Source organism: Stenotrophomonas sepilia (assembly GCF_003244875.1).
Taxonomy (GTDB): domain Bacteria; phylum Pseudomonadota; class Gammaproteobacteria; order Xanthomonadales; family Xanthomonadaceae; genus Stenotrophomonas; species Stenotrophomonas sepilia.
On the sequence record NZ_LXXZ01000052.1, the window covers coordinates 1 to 22,025 of the forward strand.

Below are 22,025 nucleotides of genomic sequence, written 5' to 3' on the forward strand. Positions count from 1 at the left end.
CCCCGCCTTCGACAGATTTCCGCGATCTGTCGGAAGTGCTCTTGGGGTCAGATCCGTTTTCCACAGGAAAACGGATCTGACCCCGGATTCATTTCGATACCTGACAGATGTGTCGACCAAGGTCGACACCTACCAACAGCCGCAGGAATCTGTCAGAGGTGGGGCGGTGTCGGATTGCGGGGTGTCAGCCGCATGGATGCGGCTGCCAAGCCTCCATGGACGGATTCACGGCGTCCCCGCAATCCGACACCGCCCCGCCCACCCACGGAATGCCGCTCTGGCTCTGGCTTTGGCCGTTGCCGTTGCCGTTGCATTGAGCAGGTGCAGGGCTGCAAGCCCTGCCGAAACCCTCCCCAACCATGACTGCAGTCACTTGCCCGGTTGCGCCGCGCTGGCGAAAGTCGAGGAGTTGACGTGATCGGTCCGGCGCGTTGCCGACCGCACGCAAGCGAGAGAGAGAAACGCTGTGCAACGACGTGAGTTCCTGGCTTTTTCCGGCCTGGGCCTGGCCGGCCTGCTGCTGCCGCATTCCCGTGCCATCGCCGCCGAGCAGCTGCTGGCGCCGGTCGATACCGCCCAGCGCCGGCGCTTGGCCGAGGTCGCGCTGGCCACCGCACGCTCGGCCAAGGCCAGCTACTGCGATGTGCGCATCGGCCGCTACCTCAATCAGTCGGTGATCACCCGCGAGCACCAGGTCGGCAATGTGACCAACCGAGAATCGTCCGGCGTGGGTGTGCGGGTGATCGTCAACGGCGCCTGGGGCTTTGCTGCCACCCATCAGCAGACCGAGGCCGCCGTGCGCGCAGCGGTCGAGCAGGCCGCAGCAATCGCCCGCGCCAACGCCAGCATCCAGACCCGCCCGGTGCAACTGGCACCCACGCCGTCCGTCGGTGAAGTGCGCTGGCAGACGCCCATCCGCAGGAACGCGATGGCGGTGCCGATCCAGGACAAGGTCGAGCTGCTGCTGGCCCTCAATGCCGCTGCGCTGGATGCGGGCGCCGACTACATCAATTCCACCCTGTTCCTGGTCAACGAACAGAAGTACTTCGCCTCCAGCGACGGCTCGTTCATCGACCAGGACATCCACCGCATCTGGTTGCCGTTCACCGCCACCGCCATCGACAAGGCCAGCGGCAGATTCCGCACCCGCGCCGGCCTGTCCTCGCCGATGGGCATGGGCTATGAGTTCCTCGATGGCGATGCGCGCGGCAAGGTGCAGCTGCCCGGTGGCATCACTGCCTACCGCGATTCCTACGACCCGGTCGAGGACGCCATTGCGGCCGCCCGCCACGCGCGCGAGAAACTGAAGGCGCCGTCGGTGAAGCCCGGCAAGTACGACCTGGTGCTGGACCCGTCCAATCTGTTCCTGACCATCCACGAGAACGTTGGCCACCCGCTGGAGCTGGACCGCGTGCTCGGCTACGAAGCCAACTACGCCGGCACCAGCTTCGCCACGCTGGACAAGCGCGATGCCGGCTTCCGCTGGGGCAGCGACATCGTCACCTTCTTCGCCGACAAGACCCAGCCCGGCAGCCTCGGCGCGGTCGGCTACGACGACGAGGGCGTGAAGACCCAGCGCTGGGACCTGGTGCGCGACGGCATCCTGGTCGATTACCAGGCCACCCGTGACGAAGCCCATATCCTCGGCCGCGATGCATCGCATGGCTGCAGCTACGCCGATTCCTGGTCCAGCGTGCAGTTCCAGCGCATGGCCAATGTCTCGCTGGCGCCGGGCAAGCAACCGCTCAGCGTCGAGGACATGATCAAGGACGTGGAGAACGGCATCTACATCCACGGCCGCGGTTCGTATTCGATCGATCAGCAGCGTTACAACGCGCAGTTCGGCGGCCAGCTGTACTACCAGATCAAGGACGGAAAGATCGCCGGCATGGTTGAGGATGCGGCCTACCAGATCCGCACCCCGGAATTCTGGAATGCCTGCACCGCCATCTGCGATGAACGCGACTTCCGCCTGGGCGGTTCGTTCTTCGATGGCAAGGGCCAGCCGGGCCAGGTGTCGGCGGTCTCGCACGGTTCATCCACCACCCGCTTCAACGGCATCAACATCATCAACACCGCGCGCAGTCTCGGCGCTTGAGCCACCCATCCTTCGACATGGAGAGCAGCCTTGCAAAGACGTGACTTCCTGGCCCTGACCGGGCTTACCGCGGGCGGGCTGATCGTGCCCTCCTTCTTCGGCAAGGTGATCGCCGCCGAGCAGCTGCAGAGCACGCTGGACCTGGGGCTGAAGAAGCGCCTGGCCGATGCGGCGCTGGCTGCCGCCCGCCAGGCCGGTGCCACCTACTGCGACGTGCGCATCGGCCGCTACCTGCGGCAGTTCGTGATCACCCGCGAAGACAAGGTGCAGAACGTGGTGAACACCGAGTCCACTGGCGTGGGCATCCGCGTGATCGTCAATGGTGCGTGGGGCTTTGCCGCCACCAACGCGCTGGGTACGGCCGATGTGGCCAAGGCCGCGCAGCAGGCGGCGGCGATCGCCAAGGCCAATGCCGGCGTGCAGACCGCGCCGGTGCAGCTGGCCAAGGCGCCGGGCGTGGGTGAGGTGAGCTGGCGCACGCCGATCCGCAAGAATGCGATGGAGGTGCCGATCAAGGACAAGGTCGGCCTGCTGCTGGACGTCAACGCCGCCGCAATGGGCGCCGGTGCCAGCTTCATCAACTCGATGCTGTTCCTGGTCAACGAGCAGAAGTACTTCGCCTCCACCGACGGTTCCTACATCGACCAGGACGTGCATCGCATCTGGGCGCCGATGACGGTCACCGCCATCGACAAGGCCAGCGGCAAGTTCCGCACCCGTTCGGGCCTGTCCTCGCCGATGGGCCTGGGCTACGAGTACCTGGACGGCGCCGCCGCGGGCAAGGTGGTCAGCCCCAATGGCGTGGTCAACTACAGTTCTTCCTACGACATGAAGGAAGACGCCATCGCCGCCGCCCGGCAGGCGCAGGAAAAGCTGAAGGCACCGTCGGTGAAGCCGGGCAAGTACGACCTGGTGCTCGATCCGTCGCACACCTGGCTGACCATCCACGAGTCGATCGGCCACCCGCTGGAACTGGACCGCGTGCTCGGCTACGAAGCCAACTACGCCGGCACCAGCTTCGCCACCCTGGACAAGCGCGAACAGCGTTTCCAGTACGGCAGCGAGCTGGTCAACATCTTCGCCGACAAGACCCAGCCGGGCAGCCTTGGCGCCGTGGCATACGACGATGAAGGCGTGAAGTGCAAGCGCTGGGACCTGATCAGCAACGGCAAGCTGGTGGACTACCAGACCATCCGCGACCAGGCGCACATCCTCGGCAAGACCGAGTCCGACGGCTGCTGCTATGCCGACTCGTGGTCCAGCGTGCAGTTCCAGCGCATGGCCAACGTGTCGATGGCACCGGGCAAGAAGCCGCTGAGCGTGCCGGACCTGATCAAGGACGTGGAGAACGGCATCTACATCATCGGTGACGGTTCGTTCTCGATCGACCAGCAGCGCTACAACGCGCAGTTCGGCGGCCAGCTGTTCTACGAGATCAAGAACGGCCAGATCACCCGCATGCTGGAAGACGTGGCCTACCAGATCCGCACGCCGGAATTCTGGAACGCCTGTACCGCCGTGGCCGACGAGCGCGACTACCGCCTGGGCGGTTCGTTCTTCGACGGCAAGGGCCAGCCGGGACAGGTCTCGGCGGTCTCGCACGGCTCGTCCACCGCGCGCTTCAACGGCATCAACGTCATCAACACCGCACGCAGCCTCGGCTGACCGGTCAGGAGCCCTTACACATGAGTATCTTCACCGAAGCCCAGGCCAAGGCCATCCTCGACAAGGTCATCGCCCTGTCCAAGGCCGACGAGTGCACCGCCGTGCTGGCCGGTGCAATCAGCGGCAACATCCGTTTCGCGCTGAACAATGTCTCCACCAGCGGCATCGTCGACAACACCGAACTGGCGGTCACCGTCGCCTTCGGCAAGCGCGTCGGCACTGCCTCGATCAACGAGTTCGACGACGCCGCGCTGGAACGCGTGGTACGCCGTGCCGAAGACCTGGCCCGCCTGGCCCCGGAGAACCCGGAGTTCATGCCGGCCATCGGCAAGCAGAGCTACCGCGCCAGCCCGACCTTCAGCGAATCCACCGCCGCGATCGATCCGGCCTTCCGTGCGAAGGTCGCTGCCGATTCGATCGCCCCGTGCCGCGGCCACGGCCTGGTCGCCGCCGGCTTCCTGGAGGACGGGCAGGGCTTCCAGGCCACCGCCAACAGCAACGGCAACTTCGCTTACCAGCGCACCACCAACTTCGATTACACCTGCACTGTGCGCACCGAAGATGGCCGCGGTTCGGGCTGGGTCGGCCGCAACCTGAAGGACGCGGTGGACTTCAAGGCTGACCAGGACATCCGCATCGCCATGCGCAAGGCCACCGAATCGGCCGAAGCCAAGGCACTGGAACCGGGCAAGTACACGGTCATCCTGGAGCCGGCCGCAGCTGCAGGCCTGATCAGCTTCATGATGAACTTCTTCAGTGCACGCTCGGCCGATGAGGGCCGCAGCTTCCTGTCGAAGAAGGGCGGCGGCAACAAGCTGGGCGAGCAGGTCTACGACCCGCGCGTGACCATGATCGCCGACCCGTGGCATCCGGAGGCGCCGGTGCTGCCGTGGGACAACGAAGGCCTGCCGCGCGAACGCATGGCCATCATCGAGAACGGCAGGATCGCCAACCTGGACTACTCGCGCTTCTGGGCGCAGAAGCAGGGCAAGACCGCCAAGGCTACGCCTGGCAACCTGCTGATGAGCGGTGGCGACAAGAGCACCGCCGAGCTGGTGCGCGGCACCCAGAAGGGCATCCTGGTCACCCGCACCTGGTACATCCGCATGGTCGACCCGCAGACCGTGCTGCTGACCGGCCTGACCCGCGACGGCACCTTCTACATCGAGAACGGCCAGATCAAGTACCCGGTGAAGAACTTCCGCTTCAACGAGTCGCCGGTGATCATGCTCAACAACATCGAAGAGCTGGGCAAGCCGGTGCGTGTGGCCGGTGATGAGTCCAGCTTCGTGATGATGATCCCGCCGATGAAGCTGCGCGATTTCACCTTCACCTCGCTGTCCGACGCGGTCTGATGGATCGCCGGGCCTGCCTGCGCTGGTTGGCCGCTGCCGCTTCGGCGGCGGCGCTGCCAGCCTGGGCACAGGCAGGCCCGCGCAGTTCGCGCTACGACTTCTGGTTCACCCGCCTGCAGTACGACTCCGGTGACTGGGACGTGGACGCGCGCATGCCGTCCAACCTGATCACCTCGCTGATCGACTACACCTCGCTGCGCGTGGACCCGCAGGAACACGTGGTGGCCCTGGCCGACCCGCGCATGCTGGAAGCGCCGTTCTGCTACCTGGCCGGGCACACGCTGGTGGAGTTCAACGCCGCCGAACGGCAGAACTTCGTGCGCTACGTGCGCAATGGCGGCTTCGTCTTCGTCGACGACTGCAACCATGACATCGACGGCCTGTTCGCCACCTCGTTCGAGGCACAGATGGGCCGGCTGTTCGGCCCGAAGGCATTGCAGAAACTGCCCAACAGCCACGCGCTGTACCGCAGTTTCTTCCGCTTCCCGGACGGTCCGCCCGCCACCAGCTTCGAACTCAACGGCTGGGGCGACGACCTGGTGCACGACTATCTGAAAGGCATCGAGGTCGATGGTCGGCTGGGCCTGCTCTACAGCAACAAGGACTATGGCTGCGAGTGGGACTACGACTGGCGCAACAAGCGCTTCCTGGCCGAAGACAACACCCGCTTTGGCGTCAACATCGTGATGTACGCGTTGAACAATTGACAGGACCTGCACGCCCATGAACTCCCCCGACCTCGATTCCCTGCTGCCGCGCCTGGATGAACTGCGCGCCGCGCTTGCACGCGCGGTGGTGGGCCAGCACACGGTGGTCGAGCAGCTGTTGATCGGCCTGCTGGCCGGTGGCCACTGCCTGCTGGAAGGTGCGCCCGGGCTCGGCAAGACCCTGCTGGTGCGCTCACTCGGCCAGGCATTGGAACTGCAGTTCCGGCGCGTGCAGTTCACCCCCGACCTGATGCCCAGCGACATTCTCGGCACCGAGCTGCTGGAGGAAGACCATGGCACCGGCCATCGCCATTTCCGCTTCCAGCAGGGCCCGATCTTCACCCACCTGCTGTTGGCCGACGAACTCAACCGCACCCCGCCCAAGACCCAGGCCGCACTGCTGGAGGCAATGCAGGAACGCACGGTCAGCTACGCCGGCACCACCTACGCGTTGCCCGCGCCGTTCTTCGTGCTGGCCACGCAGAACCCGATCGAGCAGGCCGGCACCTACCCGCTGCCCGAAGCGCAACTGGACCGCTTCCTGCTGCATGTGCTGGTGGATTACCCCAGCGAAGACGAGGAACGGCGGATCCTGGAACAGACCACCGGCGGTGCCACCGACGCGGTGCCGAAGGTGATGGATGCCGAGGCGGTGATCGCCCTGCAGGCGGCTGTGCGGCAGGTGCATGTCAGCCCCGACGTGCTGGCCTGGATCACCCGCCTGGTGCGCGCCAGCCGGCCCGGCGAAGGCGCCCCGGCGGCGATCAACCAATGGGTGAAGTGGGGCGCCGGTCCGCGCGCCGGGCAGTCGCTGGTGCTCGCGGCAAAAGCGCGCGCCTTGCTGCAGGGCCGCTTCGCCGCCACCCGCGAGGACGTGCAGGCGCTGGCCGCGCCGGTGATGCGCCATCGCCTGCTGCTGTCGTTCGCCGCCGAGGCCGAGCAGAAGCGTGCCGACGACGTGGTCGCCGCCCTGCTGCAGGCCGTGCCATTCCCGGGTTGATCCACGCGTGAACGCCGGTACCCCGCTGACCTTGCCACCGGAACTGCGTGCGCGCCTGCGCCTGCTGCGGCTGCGGCCGCGCCTGGCCAGCGGTGCCAGTGGCATCGGCCAGCACGCCAGCCGCAGCCGCGGTGCCGGCCTCGAGTTCGCCCAGTACCGGGCCTACGAACCGGGCGACGAGCTGCGCCAGATCGACTGGAAGCTGTACGCGCGTTCGGACCGCTTCTTCGTGCGCGAATCCGAACGCGAAAGCCCGATCACGGTCTGGCTGTTGCTCGATGCCACCGCCTCGGCCGGCCAGGCCGATCGCGCGGCACCGCAGCGCACGCGCCTGGATCACATGCGCGGCGTGGCCGCCTGCGTGGTGGAACTGGCGCTGCAGCAGGGCGACCGTTTCGGCCTGCTGGCGATCAATGGCGATGGACTGCAGCTGGTGCCCGCGGCGAACGGCGCACGCCAGCGTGATCGCGTGCATCTGCAACTGCATGCCCTGCAGGCGCGCGGCACCTGGCCCGCGGCCGAACGCCTGCGGCCACTGTGGGAGCGCGTGCGCCCGGGCGACCTGCTGCTGGCGATGGGTGATGGCTTCGACGCGGCCTGCATCGTGCTGCTGGAGCAACTGGCCAGCGCACGCCGTGAAGTGGCACTGCTGCAGATCCTGACCGCCGACGAGCGCGATTTCCCGTTCGACGCCGGCCATCGCTTCCGCGATCCGGAGACCGGCGAGGAACTGCTGGGCGATGGCGCGGCGATCCGCGCCGACTACCTGCAGCGCTTCGCTGACGCACGCAACGCATTGCAGTCGCGCCTGCAGGCCAGCGGCATTGCCAGTGCCACCGGCTGGCTCGACCAGCCGTTGGATCAACCCCTGCAGGCGCTGTTCGGCCGTGGGGGCAGTGCATGACCCTGCTGTTCCCGTTGGGCCTGGCCGCGCTCGCTGCGTGGTTGCTACCGCTGCTGATCCATCTGGCCCGGCGCCATCCGTACACGCCGCTGGATTTCGCCGCGCTGCGCTGGCTGCGCGCGCAGATCCGCCCGCGCCAGCGCATCCGCTTCGATGACTGGCCGTTGCTGCTGCTGCGCCTGTTGCTGCTGGCCGCATTGGCCTTGCTGCTGGCACGCCCTGCATTGACCGGCCCCGCGCCCGTCCCCACCGAGTGGACGGTAGTGGCTCCCGGATTGGACGCCGCCGCACTGCGCGGCACCGCCAAAGAGGGCAACTGGCACTGGCTGGCACCCGGCTTCCCCACCATCGATCAGGCACCGCCGGCATCCAGCGCATCGCTGCCCAGCCTGCTGCGCGAGTTGGACGCACAGCTGCCCGCGGGCACCGCGTTGACCGTGCACGTTCCCGATCCCCTGCCCGGTCTGGACGGCACCCGCCTGCAGCTGTCGCGCGAAGTGCAGTGGCGGCCGCAACCGGTACCGGCCACTCCGCAACCGAGTGCCGCGACGGTGCCGCGTCTGCGCGTGCACAGCGATGCGCCGGCCGCCGCCCAGCACTGGGTGAACGCACTGCAGCGCGCGTGGGGCATGCAGGCGCCGCTCGCTCCTCTGTCGGCCGATGCCCTGCCCGAACGCGGCGAGATCGGCGTATGGAGCCGCAGCGATGCACTGCCGGCGAGCTGGCAGGCATGGCTGCGCCACGGCGGTCGTGCAGTGAGCGCCGGCAAGCCTGCTGGCGACGCCGGCATCCTGCTGCGCAACGCCGACGGCTCACCAGTGCTGTGGCAACAGCGCATCGGCCACGGCGTCCTGCTGTCACTACCCGGCGACTGGGATGCCTCAGGCAACGCAGCGCTGCGCGACCCGCGGTTGCCGCGTGCCCTGCTGCTGGCGCTGCAACCGCCAGCGTCACCGCGCCTCGGCGATGCACAGGACCAGGCACCACGCCGGGCCGCACTGCCCGCCATAGCGCCCCCAGCGCGTGAGCCAACCACGTGGTTGCTGCTGGCCATCGTGCTGCTGTTCGCGCTGGAGCGCTGGATGGCCAGCAGTCGCCGGCGCAGGGTGGCCGCATGAACACCCTGCAGCACGCCTGGCAACGCGCACGGCGTCGACGTGCACTCGTTACCCTGCTGCTGGGCCTGCCATGGGCGCTGGCCGCGACGACGCTGGTGCTGCGTCTGGCGGGCTTCGATATCGCCTGCGTGGTCGGCACCGTCAGCGCGCTCGCCTGCGCAGCGCTCGCCACGGCACATGCCCGCCAGCTGGACCCACAGTGGGTGCAGCGCCAGCTTGATGCCAGCGGTGCCAGCGAGGACAGTGCCGACCTGCTGTTCGCCGATGCCGCCATGCTCAATCCGCTGCAGCAGCGCCAGCGCGCGCATGTGCTGGCCACGCTGGAGCGCGCGACACCGGACCTGCGTCAGCGCTGGCCGCGCAGGGCGTTGGCCCTGAGCTGGGTCGCAGGCCTGGCGATCACTGCGCTGGCATTCGGCTGGTCACGTTCCGGCCCCGACTCCGCGCCGGCCCGCACATCGGCGCCTGTCAGCACGGCTGCCGCCGGCCCGCTGCACCTTCAGTCCACGCGCCTGCGGATCGACGCACCGGCCTATACCGGCCAGGCCACGCGCACCCAGAACGCGCTGGATGCCAAGGTCGCCGCGGACAGCCGGCTGTCGTGGTCGTTGCGCTTCGATCGCGCGCCGGACAAGGCATGGCTGCAGTTCCACGACGGCCGCCGGCTGCCGCTGAGCGAGCAGGATGGGCAGTGGCTGGCGCAGGATGTGGCGCGCGTGCCTGTGCTGTACCGCGTGGTGAGCGAACCTGCACTGGCCCAGACCCGCCTGCATCGCCTGGACGTGGTCGCTGATCGTGCGCCCAGCGTGCGCGTGCTGGAGCCCGCCGCGACCCTGGTGCTGGGCACGCCCGGGCAACGCCAGTGGTCGTTGCGCTTCGAAGCCAGCGATGACTACGCCGTGGCCACGCAGGCAACGCTGTCGATCACCATTACCCAGGGCAGCGGCGAGAACATCACCTTCGTTCGCCGCAGTGTCGGCCTCACCGGCAGCGGCGAAGCGACTGCACGGCGTTTCGCGCACAGCCTCGACCTGGCTGCGCTGGGCGCGCAGCCCGGCAGCGATGTCATCGCCCAGCTGGAAGTACGCGACAACCACGCGCCAACACCGCAGGCCGGGCGCAGCAGCAGCGTGATCCTGCGCCTGCCCAGCGCCGAGGTTGCACTCGGTGCCGAACTGGAAGGCCGCATCAAGAAGACGCTGCCGGCCTACTTCCGCAGCCAGCGGCAGATCATCATCGATGCCGAAGCGCTGATCCGGCAGCGACGCAGCCTCGCCGCCGAGGACTTCGTGAAGCGCAGCGATGCGATCGGTGTCGACCAGCGCATCCTGCGCCTGCGCTACGGCCAGTTCCTGGGTGAGGAAAGCGAAGGCGCACCGAAGCCGCCGCCGACCAGCGACCTGCCCACCAGCGATGCGCCAGCTGCAGGCAGCCACGACGACGAGCACGAGCACGACCATGGCACCGAGGCCGGGGCACACGATGAGCATGGCCACGATCACGGCGGCAAGGCGTCCAATGCCGATTCGCCACCGGTGTTCGGCAGCGCCACCGATGTGCTCTCCGAATACGGCCACACCCATGACCATGCCGAGGCCGCGACCCTGCTCGACCCGCAGACCCGGGCCACGCTGAAGGCCGCGCTGGACCAGATGTGGTCGGCCGAAGGCGAGCTGCGCCAGGGCCGGCCAGAGCAGGCGTTGCCGTTTGCCTACAAGGCGCTGGGTTTCATCAAGCAGGTGCAGCAGGCCGAACGCATCTATCTGGCCCGGGTCGGGCCAGAACTGCCACCGATCGATGAAGGCCGTCGCCTCGGCGGTGATCGCGCCGGACTGGCCAGTCGTGAACTGCCGTTGGCCGCACGAACCCCGCCCGACCGGGCCATCGTTGAAGCCTGGCAGCGCCTCGGTGATGACACCAGCGTGCCCGACCTCGATGCACTCGCTGCCTGGCAGCAGCGCAATGCCGCCTACCTGCCCGATGCGCTGGATCTGGCTGCCGCCATCGAGCAGCTGCGCATCGAGCCCGGTTGCCGCGACTGCCGCCAGCGCCTGCGCGCTCAGTTGTGGCGGGCGCTGCAGCGTCCACTGCCGCAGGCGATGCGGCGCGGTGCCGCCGATGCGATGGGCCAGCGCTACCTGGACGCGCTGGAGGCGCAGCCATGAACCCCTCCGGCCTGAACCTGTGGATCGTCCTGGCACTCGCTGTGATCGTGGCGATCGCCAGCGTTCGCCAGTCGCGCAACAACACCACGCACCGTGGCCGCCGCTGGGGGGTGATCGGACTGCAGGTCATCGTCGCCACGCTGCTGTATTTCTGCCTGGTGCCGCCCACCCGCCAGCAACCCGCAGGCGGGCTGGTTGTGCTCGGAATCGATGCCAGCAGGGCCGGCGCGTTCCCGGCCAGCGAAGGTCCGCTGTGGCTGTTGCCGGAAGCTGCCGATGTGCCCGGCGCAAAGCGCGTACCCGACCTGGCCACCGCGCTGCGGCAGCATCCGGCCTCCACGCTGACGCTGGTTGGTGCCGGCCTGGTCGCGCGTGACCGCGACGCAGTACTGCCACGCGACGTACGTTGGCAGCCGACAGCACCGCCGCGCGGCTGGGTCGCCTTGCAGCCACCGGCCGACGCCGCGCCCGGCGCACGCTTCGAGGTACAGGCACAGGCGCGTGGCGTTGCCAGGGCAAAGGCGGAACTGCTCGACCCGGCCGGCAGCGTGGTCGATCGCGCGGATGTTGCCGACGATGGCCACGTTCAGTTGAGTGGCATCACCCGCGCCGAAGGCCGCAGCGTGTTCCAGCTGCGCCTGCTCGATGCCGACGGCCATGTGGTGGACAACGTGCCGGTGCCGCAGCAGACCCTGCCGGCGGCGCCGTTGCGCCTGCAGGTACGCGCCAGCGCGCCGGGCCCCGAACTGAAGTACCTGCGCCGCTGGGCAGCCGATGCCGGCATCCGCGTGCAGGTGCAGGCCGATACCGGTGCCGGCCTGAGCGTCGGCGACGGCGCCTTGCCGCTGGACGCGGCGTCGCTGGCGCGCAGCGATCTGCTGCTGCTGGACGAGCGCAGCCTGGCGGCATTGAATGCCGCCCAGCTGGCCGCTGTGCGGCAGGCGCTGCGCGAAGGACTGGGCGTGCTGGTACGCAGTGCGGGCGCGCCTTCGGCCAGCGCGCGCCAGCGCCTGCACGATCTGGGCCTGCCGCTGCGGGGTGATGGCAGCAGCCAGGTCCTCGAACTTCCCGGCGACGGCGAGAGCGCGGTCCTCGCCGCACGACGTGGCCCGCTCGCCGCGGGTACGCTGCCGACCGGCTACGGCGAAGAGGCAGACCGCAGTTCGCACGACGCCGCGCTGCCCACACTGGAAGCACTGGGGCTGCAGGTACCTGGCAGCAACGCGCTGCTGCACGATCGCACCGGCAAGGCTGTCGGTGGCTGGCGCGCTACCGGCAAAGGCCGCATCGGCCTGCTGCCCATCACCGACAGTTGGCGCTGGGTGCTGGCCGGCCGCGATGACCGCCACGGCGAACTGTGGAGCGGCGTGGTTGCCACGCTGGCGCGGGCGCAGGGCAGCGCTGAGGCGCTGTGGTCGCCACAGCCGATCAGCTGGGCGGGCGAACGGCAGGCGCTGTGCGGCGTGCAGGCGCCGCTGCAAGCCTTCAACGCACGCGGCGAAGGCACGCCGCTGATCGTCGATGGCGCGACGTCAGACCTGCGTTGCGCGGGCTGGTGGCCGCGCGAGGCGGGCTGGCAGCGCCTGCAGCACGGTGACGCTACCCTCTGGCGCTATGCGTTCGACCCGAAGGACGCGCCCGCGCTGCATCAGCAGGCAATGATCGATGCAACCACGCAGGCGCTGGCGGGCAGCTCCCCGGCAACCGCGTCGCTGATGCAACCCGTGCCGGGATCGCGCTGGCCGTGGTGGCTGGCGTTCGTGCTGTGCGCATCGCTGCTGTGGTGGTTGGAGCGGCGGCGCTGACCGCGACGATGGGATCGCGGGCGGCATCCACGCATGGCGTGGATCTACTGGCCGGTTGCCCTGGTGGACGCCAACCTTGGCTGGCGTCTTTCGGCGGGGTCAACGCGTTCCCGCGCGCCGGTACACGCCATTGAAGCGCACGTTCATGCCACCGCATTCGCTGTTGTCGGCCACGATCAGCACCTCACCCAGCGAGTGCACACGCACCCGGCACGTATCCTCGGCGAACTCGACATCGGCACCCTGCGGTGTGGCACGCGCTTCCACCTGGCCCAGGTTCGGCCCATACGGGCGCTGTTCCGGCGTGGGGTTGGCGGAGGGCCAGTAGGCGTCGCCATCCACATGCAGCTGTCCACCCTGCACCGTGATGCGCAGGCCGTTGTCGCCATCTTTCCAGTGGCCCGTCCAGTCCTGCAGCGTGGGCACGGCCACCGGCAACGGCTGCAGCTTGCTGCGGTCGACCCAGCCGGCGCTGCCGCCCACCTTGTTGGGGAAGAACGCGCAGCGGTAACGGCCCAGGTCGCGACCGGTCACCACCGTATCGCCGTTGACCACATAGCTGCGCTGGCGGCAGGCCGGTTCGCCCTTGGCGGGGCAGCCCTCCATGTCGCCGAGCAGGTACAGGCGCGGTGCATCAACCACCCGCGCCAGCGCGAACCGGCTCTGTTGGGAGGGGAACGCGCCATTGCGGCAGGCGCCGCCATCGGCGATACCGGACGCGAAGGCGGAGGCCGGCAGCAACGCGGCCAGCAGGCAGAATGAACGCAGGGACATGACAGCATTACTGGTGGGGGAGCCCGCAGGATATACCGGCCTACTTCACTGGCGCTGTGTCGCCGGCATCCTGCTCCTGTGAGAACCGCAGCCTCGCTGCTGCTGTTCGGCACTGAGCTCTGGGGGTGGCCGCGCCACGGCCGCCTGGATCTGGTCGGGACCGCCGGTGAGTTTGTTGATGCCTTTGGCTGCCGCCAGCACACCCTTGACCACGCCCATCATGATGTAGCCACCGCCCATGCTGACCTGCTCCGGCGATGGCGGTTCGCTCCAGTCGCGGCTGAAGCGGTTATCGCCGAACTTCACCGGGTTCTTGAAGCGGTACAGGTCCAGCGGCTCGTCATCGGGCTTGAGCGCACGCACTTCGCCGAGGGTGGTGACGTTGTCCTGCGGCAAGGTGGTGGAGATCGGTGCGGTGGGGGCAGGCGGCGCATCTTCAGGGGGAACGGGTGCAGGATCGGGCACCGCCACCGGCGCAGCCTGTTGCGCCTGTACGATGCCGGTCAGCAGCATGCCGGCCAGGAGTGCTCCCTGCGTTCCACGTCGTGCCACAGCCATCCACCCTTTGGTTGCGTCCAGCGCCCAAGCATACGGATGCCGGCTTCAGATTTCGTTGCTGCACTGGCCGCTGTTCAGCCAAGGGAGATGCGGCCACACCACGGGACGCGAGCACTGAACGGTTCACGTCTCCGTGTGTGGTGTCTCACATCCTGAGACATGGATGTGGTGCCATGTGACCCCTCGCAATCCGTCCCCGCTTCCTCTTCCATGGCCTACGAACTCGCCAAGCGCACCGCCGATGCCGAGCAGAAGCTCGCCACCCGCGATGGCCTGCCCGCCCGCGACGGCGCTCTGCTCAGCGCGCGCCTGCAGCGCCGCTACCAGGACCGCATCACCGGCAGCTTCGCCATTCCCGGCCGTGAAGGCCGCTACGCGCCCATTCCCGACTCGGTACCACCGGCGCTGGCCGCTGCACTGAAGGCACGTGGCATCGAGCAGCTCTACAGCCACCAGGCCGAAGCCTGGGAGGCCAGCCAGCGCGGCGAGCACGTAGCCATCGTCACCCCCACCGCCAGCGGCAAGTCGCTGTGCTACACCCTGCCGGTGGTCAGCGCGGCCATGCAGGACAAGGCCAAGGCGCTGTACCTGTTCCCGACCAAAGCACTGGCCCAGGACCAGGTGGCCGAGCTGCTGGAACTCAATCGTGCCGGCGATCTCGGCGTCAAGGCCTTCACCTTCGACGGCGACACCCCCGGCGATGCGCGCCAGGCGATCCGCCTGCATGGCGACATCGTGGTGTCCAACCCGGACATGCTGCACCAGGCCATCCTGCCGCATCACACCAAGTGGGCACAGTTCTTCGAGAACCTGCGCTACATCGTCATCGACGAGGTGCACACCTATCGCGGCGTGTTCGGCAGCCACGTCACCAACGTGCTGCGCCGGCTCAAGCGCATCTGCGCGTTCTATGGCGTGCAACCGCAGTTCATCCTGTGCTCGGCCACCATCGGCAACCCGCAGGCACATGCCGAGGCGTTGATCGAGGCACCGGTCACCGCCGTCACCGAATCCGGCGCGCCCACCGGGCCGAAGCAGGTGCTGCTGTGGAACCCGCCGGTGATCAACCCCGACCTGGGCCTGCGTGCCTCGGCGCGCTCGCAGAGCAACCGCATCGCGCGCATCGCGATCAAGTCCGGGCTGAAGACCCTGGTGTTCGCGCAGACCCGGTTGATGGTCGAGGTGCTGACCAAGTACCTGAAGGACATCTTCGACCACGACCCGCGCAAGCCGCCCCGCATCCGCGCCTACCGCGGCGGTTATCTGCCCACCGAACGCCGCGAGACCGAGCGTGCGATGCGTGCCGGCAACATCGACGGCATCGTCAGCACCTCGGCGCTGGAACTGGGCGTGGATATCGGCAGCCTGGACGTGGTCATCCTCAATGGCTATCCCGGCAGCGTGGCCGCCACCTGGCAGCGTTTCGGTCGTGCCGGTCGCCGCCAGCAACCCGCACTCGGCGTGATGGTGGCCAGTTCGCAGCCGCTGGACCAGTACGTGGTGCGGCACCCAGACTTCTTCGCCGAAGCCTCGCCCGAACATGCGCGCATTGCGCCAGACCAGCCGCTGATCCTGTTCGACCATATCCGCTGCGCGGCCTTTGAACTGCCGTTCCGGGTCGGCGATGGCTTCGGCCCGATCGATCCGGAGGTATTCCTGGAAGCGCTGGCCGAAACCGAAGTCATCCACCGCGAAGGCGAGCGCTGGGAATGGATCGCCGACAGCTATCCGGCCAACGCGGTCAGCCTGCGTGCGGTGGCCGACGGCAACTTCGTGGTGGTCGACCGCAGCGATGGCCGCCAGCAGATCATCGCCGAGGTCGATTACTCCGCCGCCGCGCTCACGCTGTATGAAGGCGCCATCCACATGGTGCAGTCCACGCCCTACCAGGTGGAGACGCTCGACTGGGAGGGCCGCAAGGCCTATGTCACCCGCACCCACGTGGACTACTACACCGACAGCATCGACTTCACCAAGCTCAAGGTGCTGGACCGTTTCGATGGCGGCGTGGCCGGCCGGGGCGATTCGCATCATGGCGAAGTGCACGTGGTGCGCCGCGTGGCCGGCTACAAGAAGATCCGCTATTACACCCACGAGAACATCGGCTACGGGCCGGTGAACCTGCCCGACCAGGAACTGCACACCACTGCGGTGTGGTGGCAGCTGCCGCAGGCGCTGCTGCTGCGCGCGTTCGCCAGCAAGCAGGATGCGCTGGATGGCTTTCTCGGCGCCGCGTATGCACTGCACATCGTCGCCACCGTGGCGGTGATGGCCGATGCGCGCGACCTGCAGAAGTCGGTGGGCAACGGCGATGGTTCCTGGTTCGCGATCGCCGACCAGAGCGGCCGCGGCCAGCTGCGCGGCAGCGAGGGCGATCCCGGTGGGGTGGAGCTGCTGCAGGAGTTCGTGCCCACCGTGTACCTGTACGACAACTTCCCCGGCGGCGTCGGCCTCAGCGAACCGCTGTGGCAGCGCCAGGCCGAACTGGTGCAGCGCGCGCGCGAACTGGTGCAACGCTGCGACTGCAAGGCCGGCTGCCCGGCCTGCGTCGGCCCGGTGCTGGCTGCACAGGAAGAGGATGAAACCTCGCCACGTGCGCTGGCATTGCGCGTGCTCGACCTGTTCGACGCCGAGGCCTGCCGGCACGTACCCGACGTGGTGGTAACCACGCGCGATCCGATGGAGCTGCTGGCACCGTGAGCCTGAGCCTGGACAAGCTGCGCCTGCTGCGCAGGCAGGCCGGCGACCCGAAGGCGAGCACACCGGCCGTGCCGGACGTGCCCCCTGCGCCACCGGCACCCATGGCCGCCAACGATGCGCGGCAACCACCGGCCGAGCGTTCGGTGTTCGCCTGGGTCGAGCAGGAGATCCGCCACAAGCCGACCGGCGCTGCGGCATCTGCCACGGCGCCGCCCGCACTGCGTCGGCCCGAAGTGGGCAGCATGCATCGCCTGCTCGGCCTGCGCACGCGCGGCGGCGCCGCTCCTGCTCGCGCCAGCGCACAGGACCGTCAGTTGCCAGGTGAGGAGATCGCACCGGGCCTGTTCCTGATCGAATCGCTGCAGCCGCAGGCGATCCCGGCACAACCGCTGTCGCTTGATTTCGCCCGTCGCGACGGCGAGCACCTGGCTGCGCGTGACCTGCTGTTCTTCGATACCGAAACCACCGGCCTGGCCGGCGGCACCGGCACCCGCGCCTTCATGATCGGCGCTGCGGACTGGCATGTGTGCCCGCGGCGTGGCGAAGGCCTGCGCATCCGCCAGCTGCTGATGGCCACCATGGCCGCCGAGGACGCGATGCTGGCCACCTTCGCCGGCTGGCTGCAACCGTCCACCGTGTTCTGCAGCTACAACGGCCGCAGCTATGACGCACCGCTGCTGAAAGCGCGTTACCGGCTTGCCCGGCGACGCGACCCGATCAGCGCGCTGGACCATGTCGACCTGCTCTACCCCACCCGCCGCCGCTATCGCGGCACGTGGGAGAACTGCAAGCTGTCCACCATCGAACGCCAGCTGCTGCGCGTGGTGCGCGAGGACGATCTGCCGGGCTCGGAGGCACCCGGTGCGTGGTTGCGCTTCCTGCGAGGCGGCGACGCGGTGAACCTGCGCCGGGTGGCCGACCACAATCACCAGGACGTGGTGACCCTGGCCCTGCTGCTGCAGCGGCTGGTGCGCGAGGAACAGCGCGAGCGCGAGACACTGGCGCTGGTCGGGCAGTAATGACACGGGGCCGCGTTGACATGCCCTGACGGTGGCAGCGGTGACACTGCCACCACCATCCACGCCTGGAGCCCGACGATGCGTCCCAGTCCCCTTGTCCTGCTCGCCATCCTGCCCTTGGCCGCCTGCAGTCACGCCGGCGGCAGCACCGCCCACGATCCCACGCCGGCACCCGTGGCCGACGCCGCGCACGAATGCAAGCCGGAGGCGCTCGAGGCCTTCACCGGCAAGACGGCTGACGAAGCCACCATCAAGAAGCTGGTGGCCGCCAGCGGCGCGCGCGGTGCACGGGTGGTCAAGCCGGGCATGGCGGTGACCATGGACTTCCGCCAGGACCGCGTGACGGTGCAGGTGGATGCGCAGAACCGGATCGAGCGCGCCAGCTGCGGTTGATCGCCCCAGGGCAGTGCCGGCCGCTGGCCGGCACCCCACATTGCCGGCCAGCGGCCGGCACTACCGATCAGAGTCGCTCGGCCTTGCCGCTGGCCAAGGCGCGCGCGATCACCTGCTGCGCCTGCTGCGACGCTTGGGCATGCACGCGTGCCTGGCGCTCGCCCAAGGCGGCCTGCTGGCTGCCCAGCGCTGCCTGGCGGCTGGCCAGTTCAGACTGCTGGCTGGCCAGGCGCTGCATGTCACGAGTGCGGCCGGACTGCCCGGCCTCGCTGCGGGCTTCCTGCATCGCACGGCGTGCCTCGGCGGCGGCCTCGCGTGCAGCCTCACGCGCAACGACCACGTCGCTGGTTGCACCGCGCGCTGCCTTTGCCGCTTCCGCCGCCGCCTCGCGGTTGATGTCATGCGCGGCCATCGCACTGCGCGCGGCCTCGGCGGCGATCAGTGCGATGCGGCGCGATTCCTCGCCCTGCAGGCGGCCCATTTCACCCATCTGCCTGCCGAGTTCGCCCTGCCGGCGACCCAACAGGCTTTGCTGGCGGCCCAGTTCGCTCTGCTGGCGGCCCAGCTCTACGGCACCGCTGTAGGCACGCTGCAGCGTCTGGATCAGCATCGGGTCACGCACCACGTAGCGCTTGTCACCCTGGCGGAACCACAACGCCGGGCCCTTGCCGAGCTGCCTGCGGGCCACCGTCACGTCGTCCATGCCGCCGTTGGCGAAGGTCGAATCACCATCAACCAGAACGAAGGCCTCCCGGGGCGACCTGCCCAGGTCGAGGCGACCGTAGGTGGTGATGGAGGTGGCGGCCGACGTCGCGCCTTCATCGTCTTCGGCCATGCCCGTGGCATCGTCGACATCGGCCACATCGGCATCGTCGGGCCCGGTCGCGTCAGCGGGTTCGGCCGGCGCGGCCGGTGCTGCAGGCGCGGCCGGGGCCGCCGGCACGCCCGCGGCGGATGGCGGTGCGGCCGGAGCCTTGGGAGCCTTCGGCGGTGCTGGCGCCACGACCTTGGGTGCCGCCGGTGGCGCGGGCGGTGCCGGCGGCACCGGCGCTGCGACCAGTCGCATCGGCGCCACGCCCACCACCACCACCACAGCAGTCAGCGCCATCGCCAGGATGCGCGGGCAGGCCCGGCGCGGCTGCAGCGAGAGCAGGCGACGCTTGAGGCTGGTGGCATCCGGTGCGGCACTGGCCACGCCCAGGTGCGGCTGCGGTGCCACCCCCAGCTGCAGCAGCAGACGGCCATAGGCCTGGCGGCTGGCAGCGTGCTGGCCCACCACCGCTGCGTCCACCGCTTCTTCGCGCGCTTGTGCATATTCACGCACCGACAGGCGCAGCAGCGGATGGAAGAAGAACAGGTGCTGGGCCAGCGCAGGCAGCAGGCCCCACTGCAGGTCCCGCCGCTGCAGGTGCTGCAGTTCGTGGGTCAGGGCCAGGTCCAGCGCGTCGCCCTGCAGGGCATTGTCGCCAGCCGGCAACAGCAGCACCGGGCGGAACGGGCCGACCAGCTGCGGTGCGTCCACCTGCGTGCTCATCCACAACCGCGGCGCAGGCCGCACGCCATGTGCATCGGAAGCCAGCTGCAGGGCCTGCACCAACGCCTGGTCCTCGCAGGGATAGGCCGCTGCCAGCAGCGCGCGGCAGCGACGCCACTCACCGAAGGTACGCAGCGCCATCAGCAGCACGCCGGATGCCCACAGCGCGGCCAGCGCGACGGCCCACCACGCCACTGCCGGCGCGTCCGCTGCAGGCATCGGCATCGCGGCCAGCAACTGTGCCGAGGCCTCCGGGGCCAGCGGGTAGACGATGTCAGCGGCCACGTCGGTCGCGGTCATCGCCACCGCCTGCGGGGCAGGCAGCCAGGCCAACTGCAACGGCTGGCTCCAGAACAGGCCGAGCACGGCCTGCAGCGAGACCAGCCACCACAGGCGGCAGCGGGTCGCCGCCGACAGCGACGGCAGCGCGCGGCACAGGCCGTACACCAGCGCCACCAGCAGCACGGTCTGCAGGCTGGTCCAGCCCAGGCGTTCCAGCATCGGGATCAGCATCGTGGTGTCCATGGCTCAGCCCTCGTGGCGACGCGATTGGAGTTGGGCGACCAGCGCTTCCAGCTCGGCCAGCTCGTTGTCGCTGACCTTCTGCCGCTGCGACAGATAGGCCACGAACGGCGACACCGAGCCCTGCAGGGTGTTGTCGACGAACTGCGCCACCGCGCCCTGCAGCACGCTCTGCGGGCCACGGGTGGCCTGGTAGCGGTAGACGCCGTCCTGCTGCCGGCGCTGAAGATACCCCTTCGCCCGCAGGCGCTCCATCATCGTCAGCACAGTGGAACGAGCCAGCCCACGGGCCTCGCCGTAGCCACTGGCGACCTCACCGACACTGGCCGGCGCATGTTCATCGATGTACTGCAGCAGGGCCAGTTCCTGGTCCCCGATGGTCTTGCCGCGCATGACACCACTCCCTTGACTACACGTGTCGTCACTGTCAGCTTGACGACATCTGTAGTCAACCCCCCGGAAGTCATGGGCCGACGAACGGTAGGCACCACCGAGCGCTTAAACCTTTGACCCGCCCGCCGCATCCGATCCGCAACGCCCCGCTGGAATTCCGCACGTCCCGCCCAATGCTCCGAGTCCTGCTCATGCTCGTCAGTGCCCTGCCCTTCGCCGCCGTCTCTGCCAGCCAGGACCAGGCCAACGACCAGACCCGCCGCCTGATCCGCCAGATCATGCTGGAGCAGCGCATCCCGGGATTGCAGATCGCGGTGGTCAAGGATGGGCAGATCGTGCTCTCCGAAGCCTACGGGCTGGCCAACGTGGAGAACGGTGTGCTTGCCTCGCGCGACACCCGCTTCCCGCTCAATTCGGCCACCAAGGCATTCACCGGCGTGGCTGCCGCGCAGCTGGCCCAGCAGGGGCAACTGGATCTGGACGCGCCGGCCTCGCGATATCTGGGTGATCTTCCGCCAGCGTGGAGAGACGTACGCGTACACCAGCTGCTGGCGCATACCTCCGGCCTTCCGGACATCCTTGATGCGAACGGGCTGCTGGGCGGAGGTTCCGAAGCACAGGCATGGGCGGCGGTGACAGCTCGACCGCTGGAAGCGGCGCCTGGGCAGCGCTTCGCCTACAACCAGACCAACTACGTATTGCTGGCACGGATCATCGCGCAGCAATCCGGCATGCCCTACGAACGTTTCCTCGCCACCGGCCAGTTCAGCAGCGCGCGCATGGCCCGCACCACCTTCGGCGACAGCTACGACCTGATTCCGGATGCGGCGACGATGTACAGCCTGGCCCCGCGCGCCACCGACGCTGTAGATGCGCCGTCCCGCCTGTCGCATTGGTTCTACGACATACCGCCTTCGCTGTGGGCGGGTGGCGGCATCCTCACCACCGCCGACGACACCGCGCGCTGGCTGGTCGCGCTGACCGAAGGCCGCCTGTTGCCGGAGACGGCCCTGCGGCGGATGTGGAGCGCAGAGCGCCTGGCGGATGGCCGTGCCGGCCCGTGGGCGGGTGGCTGGGCGGTACTGCGCGCGTCGCCCGACCTTCAGGTGGCCGGTATCGGCGGTGCGCGCTCGGCCTTCGTGGTCTATCCCGAGCGCGGCGTGGCGGTAGTGGTGCTGACCAATCTTGTCGGTGCCAATCCGCAGCAGTTCATTCCGCGCATTGCCGACTTCTATGCGACTGCTGAAACAGCGCTCAGACGCGGCAGGCAGCGGCAACACTGCGAGGGGTAGCGCATGCCGCTCCTGGAGTATCT

16 protein-coding genes and 1 pseudogene are annotated in these 22,025 nt (G+C 68.7%); 13 read left to right on the plus strand and 4 right to left on the minus strand.

All coding sequences use genetic code 11. From position 1 onward, the window contains the following. The first annotated feature begins 466 nt into the window (after positions 1-466). The 9 genes from A7X97_RS09840 to A7X97_RS09880 are packed head-to-tail and all read left to right on the plus strand — an operon-like array spanning position 467 to position 12,817. Complete coding sequence (locus A7X97_RS09840) at positions 467-2,098, plus strand: TldD/PmbA family protein (RefSeq protein WP_072167390.1); 1,632 nt, start codon at positions 467-469, stop codon at positions 2,096-2,098. 30 nt (positions 2,099-2,128) lie between these two features. Further along, positions 2,129-3,763 carry a TldD/PmbA family protein gene (locus tag A7X97_RS09845; RefSeq protein WP_072167391.1) on the plus strand — a complete coding sequence of 545 codons (1,635 nt, stop codon included), beginning with the start codon at positions 2,129-2,131 and terminating at the stop codon, positions 3,761-3,763. Positions 3,764-3,783: 20 nt separating this feature from the next. Beyond that, entirely contained in the window at positions 3,784-5,118 is a 1,335-nt protein-coding gene (locus A7X97_RS09850; protein WP_072167392.1) for a TldD/PmbA family protein, read from the plus strand. Then, positions 5,118-5,825: a DUF4159 domain-containing protein gene (locus A7X97_RS09855; RefSeq protein WP_005421001.1), complete on the plus strand. Its 708-nt coding sequence runs from the start codon at positions 5,118-5,120 to the stop codon at positions 5,823-5,825. The genes A7X97_RS09850 and A7X97_RS09855 overlap by 1 nt, the downstream gene beginning before the upstream one ends. Positions 5,826-5,841: 16 nt before the next feature. Beyond that, entirely contained in the window at positions 5,842-6,825 is a 984-nt protein-coding gene (locus A7X97_RS09860; RefSeq protein ID WP_061479903.1) for an AAA family ATPase, read from the plus strand. Between the two features lie 7 nt (positions 6,826-6,832). Then, positions 6,833-7,729, plus strand: a complete 897-nt coding sequence (locus tag A7X97_RS09865) for a DUF58 domain-containing protein (RefSeq protein WP_072167393.1) — start codon at positions 6,833-6,835, stop codon at positions 7,727-7,729. Next, entirely contained in the window at positions 7,726-8,847 is a 1,122-nt protein-coding gene (locus A7X97_RS09870) for a BatA domain-containing protein (RefSeq protein ID WP_111007872.1), read from the plus strand. Before A7X97_RS09865 ends, A7X97_RS09870 begins: the two co-directional genes overlap by 4 nt. Further along, positions 8,844-11,012, plus strand: coding sequence for a hypothetical protein (locus tag A7X97_RS09875; RefSeq protein WP_111007873.1), 2,169 nt, complete (start codon positions 8,844-8,846; stop codon positions 11,010-11,012). The genes A7X97_RS09870 and A7X97_RS09875 overlap by 4 nt, the downstream gene beginning before the upstream one ends. After that, on the plus strand, positions 11,009-12,817 hold the full coding sequence (locus A7X97_RS09880) for a hypothetical protein (RefSeq protein WP_111007874.1): 1,809 nt from the start codon (positions 11,009-11,011) through the stop codon (positions 12,815-12,817). The genes A7X97_RS09875 and A7X97_RS09880 overlap by 4 nt, the downstream gene beginning before the upstream one ends. Positions 12,818-12,916: 99 nt before the next feature. Here A7X97_RS09880 and A7X97_RS09885 read toward each other — a convergent pair whose 3' ends face one another. After that, a complete protein-coding gene (locus A7X97_RS09885) occupies positions 12,917-13,591 on the minus strand; it encodes a hypothetical protein (RefSeq protein ID WP_072167397.1) in 675 nt (224 codons plus the stop codon). Between the two features lie 40 nt (positions 13,592-13,631). Further along, a pseudogene (locus A7X97_RS09890) lies at positions 13,632-14,149 on the minus strand (hypothetical protein). 210 nt (positions 14,150-14,359) lie between these two features. Between A7X97_RS09890 and A7X97_RS09895 the strand changes: the two are divergent. From A7X97_RS09895 to A7X97_RS09905, 3 genes are all read left to right on the plus strand, one after another. Continuing rightward, the gene (locus A7X97_RS09895) at positions 14,360-16,849 is read left to right on the plus strand and encodes a DEAD/DEAH box helicase (RefSeq protein WP_111007875.1); all 2,490 of its coding nucleotides are present in this window, start codon (positions 14,360-14,362) and stop codon (positions 16,847-16,849) included. After that, positions 16,846-17,868, plus strand: a complete 1,023-nt coding sequence (locus tag A7X97_RS09900) for a ribonuclease H-like domain-containing protein (protein WP_111007876.1) — start codon at positions 16,846-16,848, stop codon at positions 17,866-17,868. Before A7X97_RS09895 ends, A7X97_RS09900 begins: the two co-directional genes overlap by 4 nt. A gap of 78 nt (positions 17,869-17,946) precedes the next feature. After that, entirely contained in the window at positions 17,947-18,261 is a 315-nt protein-coding gene (locus A7X97_RS09905; protein WP_072167401.1) for an I78 family peptidase inhibitor, read from the plus strand. A gap of 67 nt (positions 18,262-18,328) precedes the next feature. Here A7X97_RS09905 and A7X97_RS09910 read toward each other — a convergent pair whose 3' ends face one another. Both A7X97_RS09910 and A7X97_RS09915 read right to left on the minus strand, forming a co-directional pair. Beyond that, complete coding sequence (locus A7X97_RS09910; protein ID WP_111007877.1) at positions 18,329-20,320, minus strand: M56 family metallopeptidase; 1,992 nt, start codon at positions 20,318-20,320, stop codon at positions 18,329-18,331. Positions 20,321-20,323: 3 nt separating this feature from the next. Further along, a complete protein-coding gene (locus A7X97_RS09915; protein WP_072167402.1) occupies positions 20,324-20,710 on the minus strand; it encodes a BlaI/MecI/CopY family transcriptional regulator in 387 nt (128 codons plus the stop codon). A gap of 191 nt (positions 20,711-20,901) precedes the next feature. Here A7X97_RS09915 and A7X97_RS09920 point away from each other — a divergent pair, with 191 nt between their 5' ends. Beyond that, complete coding sequence (locus A7X97_RS09920; protein ID WP_072167436.1) at positions 20,902-22,002, plus strand: serine hydrolase domain-containing protein; 1,101 nt, start codon at positions 20,902-20,904, stop codon at positions 22,000-22,002. Positions 22,003-22,025 lie beyond the last annotated feature (23 nt).

Excerpts from the sequence above, each read along its gene's own strand:
- A7X97_RS09850 (WP_072167392.1), top strand. The coding sequence starts at position 3,784 with ATGAGTATCTTCACCGAAGCCCAGGCCAAGGCCATCCTCGACAAGGTC.
- A7X97_RS09855 (WP_005421001.1), top strand. The coding sequence starts at position 5,118 with ATGGATCGCCGGGCCTGCCTGCGCTGGTTGGCCGCTGCCGCTTCGGCG.
- A7X97_RS09860 (WP_061479903.1), top strand. The coding sequence starts at position 5,842 with ATGAACTCCCCCGACCTCGATTCCCTGCTGCCGCGCCTGGATGAACTG.
- A7X97_RS09870 (WP_111007872.1), top strand. The coding sequence starts at position 7,726 with ATGACCCTGCTGTTCCCGTTGGGCCTGGCCGCGCTCGCTGCGTGGTTG.
- A7X97_RS09875 (WP_111007873.1), top strand. The coding sequence starts at position 8,844 with ATGAACACCCTGCAGCACGCCTGGCAACGCGCACGGCGTCGACGTGCA.
- A7X97_RS09880 (WP_111007874.1), top strand. The coding sequence starts at position 11,009 with ATGAACCCCTCCGGCCTGAACCTGTGGATCGTCCTGGCACTCGCTGTG.
- A7X97_RS09885 (WP_072167397.1), bottom strand. The coding sequence starts at position 13,591 with ATGTCCCTGCGTTCATTCTGCCTGCTGGCCGCGTTGCTGCCGGCCTCC.
- A7X97_RS09895 (WP_111007875.1), top strand. The coding sequence starts at position 14,360 with ATGGCCTACGAACTCGCCAAGCGCACCGCCGATGCCGAGCAGAAGCTC.
- A7X97_RS09905 (WP_072167401.1), top strand. The coding sequence starts at position 17,947 with ATGCGTCCCAGTCCCCTTGTCCTGCTCGCCATCCTGCCCTTGGCCGCC.
- A7X97_RS09910 (WP_111007877.1), bottom strand. The coding sequence starts at position 20,320 with ATGGACACCACGATGCTGATCCCGATGCTGGAACGCCTGGGCTGGACC.
- A7X97_RS09915 (WP_072167402.1), bottom strand. The coding sequence starts at position 20,710 with ATGCGCGGCAAGACCATCGGGGACCAGGAACTGGCCCTGCTGCAGTAC.
- A7X97_RS09920 (WP_072167436.1), top strand. The coding sequence starts at position 20,902 with ATGCTCGTCAGTGCCCTGCCCTTCGCCGCCGTCTCTGCCAGCCAGGAC.